This window comes from Sphingomonas sp. NFR04 (genome assembly GCF_900114095.1).
In the GTDB taxonomy this organism is placed as follows: Bacteria; Pseudomonadota; Alphaproteobacteria; order Sphingomonadales; family Sphingomonadaceae; genus Sphingomonas.
The window spans coordinates 661,282-674,456 of the sequence record NZ_FORV01000002.1 but is presented as its reverse complement, the minus strand read 5'-3'; the positions used below and the strand labels follow the sequence as shown (position 1 = coordinate 674,456).

The 13,175-nt window shown below is 68.7% G+C and carries 9 protein-coding genes and 1 pseudogene; 4 read left to right on the top strand and 6 right to left on the bottom strand.

Going from position 1 to position 13,175, the window contains the following annotated elements:
• The first annotated feature begins 143 nt into the window (after positions 1-143).
• The gene (locus BM009_RS09270) at positions 144-1,997 is read left to right on the top strand and encodes an ABC transporter ATP-binding protein (protein ID WP_093295864.1); all 1,854 of its coding nucleotides are present in this window, start codon (positions 144-146) and stop codon (positions 1,995-1,997) included.
• Between the two features lie 119 nt (positions 1,998-2,116).
• A complete protein-coding gene (locus BM009_RS09265) occupies positions 2,117-4,513 on the top strand; it encodes a TonB-dependent receptor (protein ID WP_175487958.1) in 2,397 nt (798 codons plus the stop codon).
• Between the two features lie 39 nt (positions 4,514-4,552).
• Here the strand turns inward: BM009_RS09265 and BM009_RS09260 are convergent, their stop codons facing one another.
• From BM009_RS09260 to BM009_RS22955, 3 genes and pseudogenes are all read right to left on the bottom strand, one after another.
• Entirely contained in the window at positions 4,553-5,020 is a 468-nt protein-coding gene (locus tag BM009_RS09260) for a MarR family winged helix-turn-helix transcriptional regulator (protein ID WP_093295579.1), read from the bottom strand.
• A 153-nt stretch (positions 5,021-5,173) separates the two neighbouring features.
• Complete coding sequence (locus BM009_RS09255; RefSeq protein WP_093295578.1) at positions 5,174-6,457, bottom strand: citrate synthase; 1,284 nt, start codon at positions 6,455-6,457, stop codon at positions 5,174-5,176.
• A gap of 160 nt (positions 6,458-6,617) precedes the next feature.
• A pseudogene (locus BM009_RS22955) lies at positions 6,618-6,770 on the bottom strand (glutamate--tRNA ligase); the annotation flags it as partial.
• 428 nt (positions 6,771-7,198) lie between these two features.
• On the opposite strand from BM009_RS22955, the gene BM009_RS09245 reads away from it, so the two are divergent.
• Together BM009_RS09245 and bla are read left to right on the top strand one after the other, a co-directional pair.
• Positions 7,199-9,277 (top strand): ComEC/Rec2 family competence protein, encoded by a 2,079-nt coding sequence (locus BM009_RS09245; protein ID WP_254772236.1) that lies wholly within the window; start codon positions 7,199-7,201, stop codon positions 9,275-9,277.
• Positions 9,274-10,134, top strand: a complete 861-nt coding sequence (gene bla / locus BM009_RS09240; RefSeq protein WP_093295575.1) for a subclass B3 metallo-beta-lactamase — start codon at positions 9,274-9,276, stop codon at positions 10,132-10,134. The genes BM009_RS09245 and bla overlap by 4 nt, the downstream gene beginning before the upstream one ends.
• Positions 10,135-10,146: 12 nt before the next feature.
• On the opposite strand, the gene BM009_RS09235 is transcribed toward bla, so the two are convergent.
• The 3 genes from BM009_RS09235 to BM009_RS09225 form a co-directional block, all read right to left on the bottom strand.
• On the bottom strand, positions 10,147-11,070 hold the full coding sequence (locus BM009_RS09235; RefSeq protein ID WP_139216582.1) for a hypothetical protein: 924 nt from the start codon (positions 11,068-11,070) through the stop codon (positions 10,147-10,149).
• A 158-nt stretch (positions 11,071-11,228) separates the two neighbouring features.
• Complete coding sequence (lexA, locus tag BM009_RS09230; protein WP_093295572.1) at positions 11,229-11,906, bottom strand: transcriptional repressor LexA; 678 nt, start codon at positions 11,904-11,906, stop codon at positions 11,229-11,231.
• A gap of 58 nt (positions 11,907-11,964) precedes the next feature.
• Complete coding sequence (locus BM009_RS09225) at positions 11,965-13,146, bottom strand: molybdopterin molybdotransferase MoeA (RefSeq protein WP_093295571.1); 1,182 nt, start codon at positions 13,144-13,146, stop codon at positions 11,965-11,967.
• Positions 13,147-13,175: the final 29 nt, after the last annotated feature.

Below are 13,175 nucleotides of genomic sequence, written 5' to 3'. Positions count from 1 at the left end.
CAGATTCTGCCGCATTTCGTCGCCCCAATTTCACCGTTCGACCGCATCTGTCGCAAAGTTCACCCAGGGTTCATGGCCCGATGGGTCTTTTCGGTCGCATGATTGTTGCAATGCAGCGCCCGGAAACCCCGAAGGGGAACGACATGCCGTTTCTGAAGAGCCCGGCTCGGTTCCTGCTCCACTATGTCACGCGACGGCCGCTGGCCTTCGCGCTGCTCGCGCTGCTCGTGGTGGGCGGCGCGTCCAGCGCGGTGGGCGTGCAGTACGCGATGAAGCTGCTGATCGATTCGATGACGGTCGCGGCGCCCTCGCACACGGCGGTGTACGTCGCGCTCGCGGCGTTTGTCGGCTTGGTGGCGCTGGAGAACGGGCTCGTCCGCGGCGGGGCGATGTTGTTGTGCAACATCACCGTGGCGAGCAGCGTGCGCATCCGGCTCGACATGTTTCATTATCTGACCGGCCATCATATCGGCTTTTTCCAGAACCAGCGCGGCGGCTCGCTGGGGCACCGCGTCGGCGCGCTGACCGGCTCGTTCCAGGCGCTCACCCACCGTATCCTGATGGAGATCACGCCCCCGCTGATCGCGTTCGGCGGCGCGCTGCTGATCTTCCTCGCGATCGACTGGCGCATGGCGGTGGCGATCACCGGCATCTTCGTCGCGGCAAGCACCGGCCTGGTCTTCCTCGGCATGCGCGGCGACAAATACCACAAGGCCTTTGCCCGCGCCGCCAGCGAGAGCGGCGGCGAGCTGGTCGACCTGGTCAGCAACATCGCCGCGATCAAGTCGTTCGGCGCGCGCCGACGCGAGTCCGAACGCCTCGCCGGCTTCTTCCAGACCGAGGCGGCGGCGCAGAAGCGCGGCTGGATGTTCGTCGAGCGCATCCGCGTGCTGCACGACGTGGCACTGGTGATCCTGGTCGGCGCGGCACTGGTCTGGGCGGTCGAGCGCTGGATCGCGGGCGGCATCACCGCGGGCGACGTCGTTGTCGTCAGCGCGATGACCTTCCGCATGCTCAACGGCTCGCGCGACCTTGCCATGGCGCTGATCGATACCAGCCAGCAGTTCAGCTATCTGCGCGAGACGCTGGAGATCGTCGGTGCCCCGCATGCGCTGGAAGACGCGCCCGACGCGGTGCCGCTGCAGGCGACCGAGGGCGAGGTTCGCATCGAGGGCCTCACCTTCGGCCACCATCCGGGCCGCCCGGTGCTGCACGACCTCTCGCTGGAGGTCGCGCCCGGCCAGAAGATCGGCATCGTCGGCCCCTCGGGCGCCGGCAAGTCGACCATCCTCCAGCTCGTCCAGCGCCTGCACGATCCGCAGGCGGGCCGGGTGCTGATCGACGGTCAGCCGATCGACCGGGTGACGCAGGACAGCCTGCACCAGGCCGTCGCCGTGGTGCCGCAGGAGGTGCTGCTGTTCCACCGCTCGATCCTCGAGAATATCCGCTTCGCCCGTCCCGACGCGACTGACGCCGAGGTGCGCGCGGCAGCCGAGGCGGCGCATTGCGCGGGCTTCATCGCACTGCTGCCCAAGGGCTATGACACGATCGTCGGCGAGCGCGGCACCAACCTGTCGGGCGGCCAGCGCCAGCGCATCGGCATCGCCCGCGCGTTCCTCAGCAAGGCGCCGATCGTGCTGCTCGACGAGGCGACCTCGGCGCTCGATACGGGTTCGGAGATCGAGGTGCAGCAGGCGCTCGACGCGCTGATGGCGCACCGCACCGTGCTAGCGGTGGCCCACCGCCTGTCCACCGTGGTCGGGTTCGACCGCGTCATCGTGGTCGAGCATGGGCGGATCGTCGAGGACGGCGCGCCGCTATCGCTGCTGCGCGCGGGCGGCGCGTTCCAGCGGCTCTGGGCGCTGCAGGCCGAGGGGCTGGATGCCCCGGTCGAGCGCCGCGAATTTCCGCGCTTCGTCGCCGGCACCGCGCGGCGCATGTTCGGGCTGGCGCCGCGTCCGCCGCTGCGGCTGGTCGAGCGGCAGGCGGCCGGATGATGTCCCGGCGGTTGCAAATTTGGTACGTTGCATAACTGTTATTGACTGAAACAATTCGCCATGCGACCTTTGCCTTGCATCGGGACGTGTAACGATCCCGAGCGAGGGGAGAGGTTGGCATGGCAGGTTTTTCGACGCGCACCCGCGTGCGCATCACGTGCGGCTTGGCGGCATTGGTCGCCGCCGGGGTGGGCGGGGCGCCCACCGCCTGGGCACAGATCGAACAGCCTGAGGCTAGCATCAGCGATGCGGTGACGCAGGAGATCGTCGTTACCGCGCGGCGCCGCGCCGAGAGCCTGCAGGACACCCCGGTGGCGATCACCGCGCTCAGCGCCGAGACGCTCGCCGCGCGGCAGATTCAGCAGACCCAGGATCTCGAGCGCGTCACCCCCAGCCTCCAGTTCAAGCCGGCCGGGCAGCTCTCGGGCAACAGCGCGTCGGCGGTGGTGTTCATCCGCGGCGTCGGCCAGGTGGATCCTACCGCGGCGGTGGATCCGGGCGTCGGCATCTATCTCGACGAGGTCTATCTCGGCCGCGCGGTGGGCGGCGCGATCGATTTCGGCGACATCGACGGGGTAGAGGTGCTGCGCGGGCCGCAGGGCACGTTGTTCGGCCGCAACACGATCGGCGGCGCGATCCTCGTCCGCACCAAGCAGCCCGAGCTGGGCGTTTGGGGCGGCCGGGCGCGGGTGCGGGTGGGCGAGTATAATCTGCGCGAAGGCTTTGCCGCGCTCAACATCCCGCTGGCCAGCACGCTCGCGGCGCGCGTCTCGGGCGGCTATCGCAAGCGCGACGGCTATGTGATTCGCGCGGTCGACGGGCTCGATCTCGGCAACGAGGACGGTTATTCGTTCAACGGCGCGCTCAAATGGCAGCCTTCGTCGGATTTCGACCTGTACCTCCGCGGCGACTATTCGAAGCGCAACGAGCATGGCGCGCCGTTCGTCTTCGCCGGGATCAACGAGCAGGCGCCGGTCGCCGCGATCGCCAGCGTTGGGGCAGGGTGCCCGGGGGCGACCATTCCCTATGCGCCGCTTACCGCTGGCGACCCGCGCTTCGGGGCGCCCAACGTGCCGATGATCGCCGATCCGCGCTGCGCCAACGATCTCCAGGCCAAGGGCCCGTTCGTCAACGGCGGCACCGCGCCGGTGCTGAGCAATTCGGAGGTCTGGGGTGTCGGCGCCACCGCCAATATCCGCCTGTCGCACGTCGCGGCGGTGAAGCTGATCTCGGCCTATCGCAACACCAGCTCGCGCGGCATCCGCGACGGCGACAATACGCCGCTGACCCTGATCACCACCGATGTCGGGGCGGAGTCGGGCCAGTTCAGCCAGGAGGTCCAACTCCAGCTCGACTGGGGCAAGGTGAGCGCCATCCTCGGCGGCTATTATTTCAACGAAGTCACCGACGAGCGCGCGACCGTGTTCCTTGCCTATCCGCCGTCACCGCCGGTGATCCGCTCAATCCTGGCCGGCGGGCCGGGCTCGCGCGATCTCCAGGTCTCGCGGCTCAAGACAGACTCGCTGGCGGGCTTTGGCGAGGTCAGCATCAAGCCGGCGGAAGGCCTCGAGCTCACCGGCGGCCTGCGCTACACCACCGACCGCAAGACCTTCCTCGGCACGGTGTTCAACCTCTTCCCGTCGACCCAGCCCGATCCCGATCCGCTGCCGACCAAGGCCGTGCCCGAGGGCGGGCCGCTGTTCCTCTACCATCGGCCCTTCGCCAAGTCCTTCTCGGCACTTACGGGGTCGGCCAGTGTGCAATATCGCTGGAGCAACGCGATCAGCACCTATGCCTCCTATGCCCGCAGCTTCAAATCAGGCGGGTTCAACACCCGCTACAATGCAGCGGCCGCGGGCAATGTGCCAGTGCCGTTCGACGAGGAGGACGTCACCAGCTACGAGGTCGGCATCAAGACCAATATCGGGCGGCTGCGCTTCAACCTGGCGGCGTTCCAGGCCGATTACGACAATATCCAGCTGATCTTCCGCCAAGGCGTCGTGCCGCTGCTGTTCAACGCCGGCAAGGCGCGGATCCGCGGCGTCGAGGCCGAGGCGAACCTGCGCACCGCCTTCGGGCTCAGCATCGACGGGGGCGTCAGTGTGCTCGACGACAAGATCCGCAGCATCACGCCCGTGCCGGGCGCGACCGCCACGGTGACGCCCAATGACGACCTGCCGCTCACCCCGTCGCTCCAGGCCAATCTCGCGCTCGGTTACGACATCGCGCTGGGCAACGGCATGACGCTCACCCCGCGGGTCGACGGCAGCTACACCTCCAAGATCACCTTCATCACCGGCAGCATCCCGTTGATCGAGGAAGACGGCTATTTTGTCGGCAATGGCTCGGTCACGCTCAAGCTGAACGACCGCTACGAGGTGAGCGCCGGGGTGAACAATCTCCTCGACTCGCGCTACCTCATCCAGGGCAACGCCTCGCTGGCGACGCTGGGCTATGCCGAGCGCATGTATGCCCGCCCGCGCAACTGGTATCTGCAGCTCTCGGGTCGCTTCTGAGAGGCAGCCGGCGCGCTTCGGCGTGCCGGCTGCACCCGTTCAGGGCTCGCCATTCTCGTCGGTCTCGGTCGCGGGGCTGCGGCGCTCGATGCGGCCGAGCAGGTCGAGCAGCAGCGCGCGTTCCTCGGTGCTCAGATCGTCGAGCATCCGATCCTCGTGCGCCGCGATCCGCGCCACCGCATCCGCGAGCGCGGCGGTGCCGGCCTTGGTGACCGTGAGCGAGAAGGCGCGGCGATCGCTCGCATCGACCGACCGATCAATCAGCCCCTTGTCGACCAGGTCGTTGATCAAGGCGACCATGTTGGCGCGCTTGATGCCCAGCATCCGCCCCGCCGCGCCCTGGTTGATGCCAGGATTGGCGGCGACGATCGACAGCACCGCGAACGGCACCTGGCGCAGACCGGTGCCTTCCATCGCAGCGGCAAAATCGCCGGCGAAGGCGCTGGAAGCGCGCCGCAAATGATAGCCCACCAACGGCGCCAGCGCGCCCAGCATTTCCCCTGACATGGGATCGGCAAGCCATGTTTCGCACGCGCCGTCAATTGGTGCAGATCAAACCCTTCGCAGGAAAGCGCGAGGCCAAAGAAAGACGGCGCCGCCGCGGGTGCGGGGCGCCGTTTTCTTCAAGCCTGGTCGGGGGCGAACCCCCGGACGTTGCACTCAGCGCTGGCTGACGGGCACGTAGTCGCGCTGCGTCGGGCCGGTGTAGAGCTGGCGTGGGCGGCCGATCTTCTGCTCGGGATCCGAGATCATCTCGTTCCACTGCGCCACCCAGCCGACGGTGCGGGCCAGCGCGAACAGCGCGGTGAACATCGTCGTCGGGAAGCCGATCGCCGACAGGATCACGCCCGAATAGAAGTCGACGTTCGGGAACAGCTTCTTCTCGACGAAGTAATCGTCCTTGAGCGCCATTTCCTCGAGCTGCAGCGCGACTTCGAACACGGGGTCCGAAACGTTGAGGGACGCGAACACTTCGCGCACGGTCTTCTGCATCACGGTCGCGCGCGGATCGTAGTTCTTGTACACGCGGTGGCCGAAGCCCATCAGGCGGAACGGATCGTTCTTGTCCTTCGCGCGGGCGATGAACTCGGGGATGCGCTCCGGACGGCCGATCTCGTGCAGCATGTTGAGCGCTGCTTCGTTCGCGCCGCCATGCGCCGGGCCCCACAGGCAGGCGATGCCGGCCGCGATGCAGGCGAACGGATTGGCGCCCGACGAACCGGCGAGGCGCACGGTCGAGGTCGAGGCGTTCTGCTCGTGATCGGCGTGGAGGATGAAGATGCGGTCGAGCGCCTTCTCCACCACCGGGTTCACTTCATATTCCTCGGCCGGAACGCCGAAGGTCATGCGCAGGAAGTTGCCGGTGTAGCTCAGGTCGTTCTTCGGATAGAGGAACGGCTGGCCGACGCTGTACTTGTACGCCATCGCCGCGATCGTCGGCATCTTGGCGATCAGGCGGTGCGACGCGATCATGCGCTGCGTCGGATCGGTGATGTCGGTCGAGTCGTGGTAGAAGGCCGAAAGCGCACCGACGACGCCGCACATCACCGCCATCGGGTGCGCGTCGCGACGGAAGCCGCGATAGAAGGTCGCCAGCTGCTCGTGCAGCATGGTGTGGCGGGTGATCGTGCTCTCGAACTTGGTCAGCTCGTCCTGCGTCGGCAGCTCGCCGTTGAGCAGCAGGTACGAGACTTCCATGAAGCTCGAATTCTCGGCCAGCTGGCCGATCGGGTAGCCGCGGTGGAGCAGCACGCCCTCATCGCCATCGATGAAGGTCAGGCCCGACTCGCAGCTCGCGGTCGAGGTGAAACCCGGATCGTAGGTGAAGGCGCCGGTCTGCGCGTAGAGCTTGCGGATATCGACGACGTCGGGGCCGGTGCTGCCCTTGAGGACGGGATATTCGACGTCTTTGCCCGCAATCTGCAGTTTGGCGGTATCGCTCATATTGTCGTCCTTTCCTTCGACCCGTTTTCAGGCGGGTGTACGCATCTGATCTGCGAAGCGGGGGAGGGGTCCCCTCGGTTCCCGGCGTCGGCTGGGCGCCGAAGATAGCCGGAGAAGTTCGGCGGCCGGTTAACGCCGCACGCAGCGGCTGCGCCATGTCGCCGAGCTTCTCGCCCGCTTCGTCCGCGACGGTGCGTACCGCCGCTTCGAGCGCCTCCGTATCCCACGTTACCAATCCGTCAAGCGCGGTGTGCAACCGAGGAGCGCGGGGGCGCGGCTCGCCCTCTAGCAGAGCGCCTGCCGCTTCGTCCATTTCGAGTGAGCGCATGCGAAAAAGAAGGGCTGCCGAGCTGCCGCGACGCCAGAGAATCGCGACGAGAAGCACGTTTGCGCCCATGCTGCGCTGCAAATCATCCACGCCGACTCGGCGTTCGAGAGCGCAGATGTCACGCCTTGGAGCGCCACGCGACCCGGGGCTGGGTGACACAATTGCAGGAATGCCGCAGCGGTACGTCCTGCTCCTGTATTTGTGCCCATCTGGTATGCCGTTCGGCAGGACCGCATTGGCGCTTGGCGTGCAAGCTTCGAGAGAGCTGCTTTCTTTGTTGCGCTCGCGTCCGGCTGCTCGCAGTCTTTCGTCCCATGGCCAGTTCAGCCGCTGCAGCCCCGGGCATGGGGGTTCCAGGCCTTCACATGGGGGGCTGGTGGCGATTCCCCAAGGGACCCTCGCGCGTGGGGGGAATGGTCGAAGGCTGGTTGGTGGCCGAGCGCGCGCAGTTGCCGCTCTGGTTGCCGATCGCCTTTGGTGCCGGAATCACCGGCTGGTTCCTGCTTGCCGGCCCGCAGCAATGGATTGGGCTCGTCGTCGCGGCCCTGGGTGCGGCCGGCGTCGGTGTCGTGCTTCCCGGCCGGAGCGGACGGGCACTGCTGTTGGGTGGCCTGCTGGTGGCCGCCGGCTGCGGTGCGATCTGGTGGCGAGCCGAGCATAGCGCCGCGCCGGTACTGGCACGGCCGCAGGTGGCGCAGTTCGACGCCGCCGTGCTGCGGATCGAGTCGCGCCCGGCGCGCGGCCTGGTGCGGCTGGTCCTCGCGCCTGTGCGGCGCGCCGATCTGCCGCCGCAGCTGCGGGTGAATGTCGATGTGGCGAGCGCGCCTCCCGGTCTTGCGCCGGGCGCGCTGGTGGCACTGCGGGCGCGGCTGGTGCCGCCGCCTGGGCCGTCGGTACCCGGCGCCTATGATTTCCGGCGGGTCGCCTGGTTCGACGGGATCGGCGCCACCGGCAAGGCGCTCGACCCGGTGAAGCTGCTCCAGGCGCCGCCCAAGGCCGGGGAGGACCTGCGCACGGCGCTCTCCGCCCATATCGAGTCGCGGCTACCGGGCAGTGCTGGCGGCATCGCCAGCGCGCTCGCCACCGGCGACGAGGGCGCGATTTCCGAGGACGACAGCGAGGCGATGCGGCGCGCCGGCCTCGCGCACCTGCTGTCGGTCAGCGGCCTCCACGTCACTGCCGTGACCGGCGCGGCGATGCTGGTGGTGCTGCGGCTGCTGGCGCTGAGCCCGTGGCTGGCGCTGCGCGTGCGGCTCCCGCTGGTCGCGGCGGGGGCGGGGGCACTGGCGGCGATCGGCTATACTTGGCTGACCGGCGGGCAGGTACCGACGATCCGCTCCTGCGTCGCCGCGCTGCTCGTGCTGGTCGCGCTGAGCCTGGGGCGCGAGGCGCTGACGCTGCGGCTGGTCGCCGCGGGGGCGTTGGTGGTGCTCCTGCTCTGGCCGGAGTCGCTCGCGGGTCCCAGCTTCCAGCTGAGCTTCACCGCGGTCGCTGCGATCGTCGCGCTGCATGAGAGCCCGCACATGCGCCGCTGGTTCGAGGCGCGCGAGGAGCGGCTGGCGCCGCGGATCGCGCGCGAGGCGGGATCGCTGCTGCTCACCGGCATCCTGGTCGAGCTGGCGCTGATGCCGATCGGGCTGTTCCATTTCCACAAGGGCGGCATCTACGGCGCGGTCGCCAATATCGCCGCGATCCCGCTCACCACCTTCGTGGTGATGCCGCTCGAGGCGCTGGCGTTGCTGGGCGACCTGATCGGGATAGGAGGCCCCTTCTGGTGGCTGACCGGCAAGGCAATGGCGGTGCTGCTGTGGATCGCGCACAGCGTGGCGAGCGCGCCGGGATCGGTCGCGGCACTGCCGGTGATGCCGGCGGCCGCCTTCGCGTTGATGGTGTTCGGCGGGCTGTGGATCGGCCTGTGGCGTACGCGCGTGCGGATCGCCGGCCTCGTGCCGCTGCTCGGCGGGGCGCTCTGGGCGCTGGCGACGCCGGGACCGGACCTGCTGGTCACCGGGGACGGGCGACACGTCGCGCTGCGGATGGCCGATGGCAGCCTCGCGCTGCTCCGCGACCGCGCCGGCGACTTCACCCGCCAGGTGCTCGGCGAGAATGGCGGGGTGGAGGCCGATGCGCTGGCGGCGCTCGCCGACCGTCCGGATGCGCGGTGCAGCCCCGATCTCTGCGTTGCGGAGGTCATGCAGGGCGGCCGGCGCTGGCGGGTGGCCGCCACCCGCAGCGCCTATCCGGTGGCGTGGCGGGAACTCGTCGCGGTCTGCGCGTCGAGCGACATCGTGGTGAGCGAGCGGCGGCTGCCGCGCGCCTGCAAGCCGCGCTGGCTGCGGCTCGATCGGCGTGTGCTCGATGCCACCGGCGGGATCGCGGTGGAGTTTGCGGGCGGGACGGTCCGCACCGTGCACACGGCAGCGCACCAGCCATGGCTTGACCCGCCCACCGTCCAGCCTCCATTCAGCGCCGCGAAGGGAGATCGACGATGATCCGGATTTTGCTTGCGGCCTCGGCACTTGGCCTCGCGTCCCCGGCGCTGGCGCAGAGCACCGACTGGACCAAGGTCCGCGCCGAGTGGAACCAGCCCATGGCGCCGTTCCGGATCCTCGGCAACGTCCACTATGTCGGCACCGCGGGCATCTCGGCCTATCTGATCACCAGCCCGCAGGGGCACATCCTGATCGACGGCGGCATGCCGGAAAGCGCGCCGCTGATCGCCGCCAATATCGAGAAGCTGGGCTTCAAGCTCAGCGACGTGAAGATCCTGCTGGTGAACCACGCGCATTGGGATCACGAGGGCGGCCTCGCCGAGCTCAAGCGCCGCACCGGCGCCCGGCTGCTGGCGAGCGCGGCCGACACGCCGGCGCTGGAGGCAGGCAAGTCCGACTATCGCCCGGACATCCGCATCGCGGCGCCGCCGGTGAAGGTGGACGGGCAGCTGAAGGATGGCGAGGAGATCCGGCTGGGCACCAACACGCTGGTCGCACACCTGACGCCGGGGCACACCAAGGGCTGCACCAGCTTCACCATGCAGGTGCCCTCGGGTGGGGACAGCCTGACCGTGCTGTTCGCCTGCAGCCTCAGCGTCGCCGACCAGCCGCTGGCGCCGGGCCATGGCTATGACGCCGCACCCGCCGACTTCCGCGCCACTTTCGCCAAGCTGCGCGCGACGCAGGCGGATGTCTTCCTCAGCTTCCACGCCGGGCAGTTCGACCTGGCCGCCAAGCGCGCCAAGCAACTCGCCGGCGATGCCGAGGCGTTTGTCGATCCGGGTGAACTCGCACGCCGGGTGGATGCGGCGCAAAAGGCATTCGAGTCGGCCATGAAGGCTGGGCAAATCCACTGAGCGGGGCGGGCGCTACGGCTTGTCCGCTGGCGCGACCTCCGCATCCTTGGCCTTGAGGATCGTCCGGACGATCTGTCCTTGCGTGCTCCACGCGAAAGCGTTGGCCGGCGCCGCATAGAGGCCACGGAGATACCCGCGGTCCAAGGCGGTCATCTCTGCGGGAACGCCGGGTGCGTCACCCGTGAACAGGCCGAGGATGGTCTCCCCGTTGCCGTTCTGCTCGTCGCCCTTCTGCGGCGGGCGTACCCCGGCAAGCGCGCGCATCGCCAGATAGTCGGCGATCTGATGGGTCGTCTTGCCGATCAAGGCGGATCGTTCGATCATCACGATCGCCGCCAGCGTGTCCTTCCGGATCGGCGCCACGATTCTGGAGGCGCTGGCGATCCGGAGAACGCCGCGGGTGTCGATCCGCTCGCCGTCGCGCCCACGCGTCTCACTGTTGCTCCACGCCCGGACCGGACCCCGCTCGTGCACGATCGTGCGGATCTCCGCCGGGCTTCGATCGCCGAAAATCCACCATTTCCGCTTCACGAGCGTGTCGATTTCGCTGTTCACGCCGTCGATGAAGAGGACGACGATGTTCGGCTTGCAGTGGTCGCCCGCAAGCTTCAGCCCGGCCTGCTCCGCGTCTGCCGCGAATCTCTGGCCGATCCTCTCCATGGTCGTGCAATCGAGTCCCACGCTGGCAAGGCAAACCGGATCGTTGAAGCGCGCCAGAGGGTCGCTCGATGGGGTCGCGGGAGAGATCGAGCGCGTTATCGAGCGGATTTGTTCCTTGGAGGGAAGCGGCCGCCCCGTGACGATGATCGGATCGGCGGTCTGACCTGCCGCTGCGGACGGAGGAGATGTCTGCTGCGACCCCGGCGTGTTCTGGTGCGCCGTTGCCGAAAAGGGGAACAAAGCCCCACTCAGCAGCGCCACAACGGATACGCGCATTGCCTGCTCCCCACGAACTCCCGCCTGTCGATCTTGTCACAAGAACAAGGCGTTGGGAACACGGCAGCGTCGCGCACTATGCCGACGCCAAGTCGGCGACGAGAATATCGCACGAAACGGCGAACCCAGAGCAGGCCCGCCGTTTCCGCGACAGGCGATCAATAGCGGCGCAACAGTCCTGCCAGCCGCCCCTGCACTCGCACTTGGTCCGGGCGGTAGCGCTGGGGCGTGTAGTCGCGATTGGCCGGATCGAGCCGGACCATCGCACCTTCCTTGCGGAAATACTTGAGCGTCGCCTCGGCATCGTCGATCAGCGCAACGACGATCTCGCCGTCGCGCGCCGTCTCCGTGCGGCGGATCAGCGCATAGTCGCCGTCGAGGATGCCGGCCTCGACCATCGAGTCACCCGCGACTTCGAGCGCATAATGCTCGCCCGCGCCGAGCAGCGCCGCGGGGACCGGCAGCATGGTCGAGCCCTCGAGCGCCTCGATCGGCGTGCCGGCGGCGATGCGGCCGTGCAGCGGAATCTCGACCACGTCGTTGGCCGGGGTGGGGAGCGACGCCGGGGCAGCGGTGGTGCTCGCCGGCTTGGGCGCCTTCGCGGCAGGCTTGCGCTCGCCGCGCTCGGGCATGCGCAGCACCTCCAGCGCGCGGGCGCGGTTGGGCAGGCGGCGGATGAACTCGCGTTCCTCCAGCGCGCTGATCAGGCGGTGCACGCCCGATTTCGACTTGAGATCGAGCGCCTCCTTCATTTCCTCGAACGAGGGCGATACGCCCGTCTCGGCAAGACGGTCGGAAATGAAGCAGATCAGCTCGTGCTGCTTGCGCGTGAGCATCCAATCCTCCGGGGTCCAGAACAGACTGGGAACGTTTATGCAATGTTCCGACCTGCTGTCAAGCGATGTCGAGGATTTCCACCGAGTCGGAGCTATTTGCGGCTGGCGCATGCGGCGCGCGCACGATCAGGCAGGTGCTGCGCGCCAGCGTGCGGAGCATCGAGCTGTCCTGGATCGCGGAGGCATGGACGCGGCCGTCGATCAGCGTGGCGCGCAGGTAATCGGTGCGCGGGCCATTGGCCGGCAGCGGTTCGCCGAGGATCGCGGTGCGTCCCCGCGGGAACGGGTCGGCGGCGCCGGAACGGTGCGCGATCAAGGGCTTGGCGAACAGCAGCGCGGTGACGAATACCGATACCGGGTTGCCCGGAAGGCCGAGCACGACCATGTCGCCGCGCCTGCCGGCCATCATCGGCTTGCCCGGGCGGAGCGCGATCCGCCAGAAGTCGATCGTCGCGCCGGCGGCTTCCAGTGCGGGCCGGACGAGGTCGTGATCGCCCACCGAAGCGCCGCCGCTGGTGATCAGCAAATCGGCCTCGACGGTCGCGAAGGCATGGGTGAGGGCGCCCAGATCGTCGGGCAGGATGCCGAGATCGACGATCTCGACCGGCAGATCGGCCAGCTGCGCGGCGAGCATGGTGCGGTTCGATTCGGGCAGCTGGGCAGGGCCGATCGGCGCGCCCGGTGCCACCAGCTCGTCACCGGTCGCGGCGATCGCGACGCGGACCTTGCGGCGGACGGGCAGCGCCGCATGGCCGCCGATCGCCGCCAGTGCGATCCGGGCGGGGGTGAGCCGCTCGCCCGCCGCGATCAGCGCGTCGCCCTCCGCGAAGTCAAGCCCGCGTCGGCGCGTGTTGCGGCCGAGCGTGAGCGGCCCTTCGCCAGCGAGGTGGAGCTGATCGCCGTCGCGCGCTGCCTCTTCCTGGACGAGCACCGTGTCCGCGCCTTCGGGCATCGGCGCGCCGGTGAAGATCCGCACGGCTTCGCCCGGTGCAACCGTGCCTGCGAAGCCCGAGCCCGCCGCGCTCTCGCCGATCACGCGCCAGGGGCCGGGCAGGTCGGCGAAGCGGATCGCGTAGCCGTCCATCGCCGAAAGGTCTGTCTCCGGCTGGGTGCGCCTGGCGACGACGGGCTCGGCCGCCCAGCGGCCGGCGGCGTCCGCCAATGGGACCATCTCCACGGACGTGGGACCGCCAAGGGCGAGCAGCCGCGCCTGGGCTTCGGCGATGGGAAGAAGTGCCATGGCGTCCGCTTGGGCGCGGCCGCGCGCCG

Bases quoted from the DNA above. Each gene is read 5' to 3' on its own strand.
- BM009_RS09270 (WP_093295864.1), top strand. From the start codon at position 144: ATGCCGTTTCTGAAGAGCCCGGCTCGGTTCCTGCTCCACTATGTCACG.
- BM009_RS09265 (WP_175487958.1), top strand. From the start codon at position 2,117: ATGGCAGGTTTTTCGACGCGCACCCGCGTGCGCATCACGTGCGGCTTG.
- BM009_RS09260 (WP_093295579.1), bottom strand. From the start codon at position 5,020: ATGTCAGGGGAAATGCTGGGCGCGCTGGCGCCGTTGGTGGGCTATCAT.
- BM009_RS09255 (WP_093295578.1), bottom strand. From the start codon at position 6,457: ATGAGCGATACCGCCAAACTGCAGATTGCGGGCAAAGACGTCGAATAT.
- BM009_RS09245 (WP_254772236.1), top strand. From the start codon at position 7,199: ATGGTCGAAGGCTGGTTGGTGGCCGAGCGCGCGCAGTTGCCGCTCTGG.
- bla (WP_093295575.1), top strand. From the start codon at position 9,274: ATGATCCGGATTTTGCTTGCGGCCTCGGCACTTGGCCTCGCGTCCCCG.
- BM009_RS09235 (WP_139216582.1), bottom strand. From the start codon at position 11,070: ATGCGCGTATCCGTTGTGGCGCTGCTGAGTGGGGCTTTGTTCCCCTTT.
- lexA (WP_093295572.1), bottom strand. From the start codon at position 11,906: ATGCTCACGCGCAAGCAGCACGAGCTGATCTGCTTCATTTCCGACCGT.
- BM009_RS09225 (WP_093295571.1), bottom strand. From the start codon at position 13,146: ATGGCACTTCTTCCCATCGCCGAAGCCCAGGCGCGGCTGCTCGCCCTT.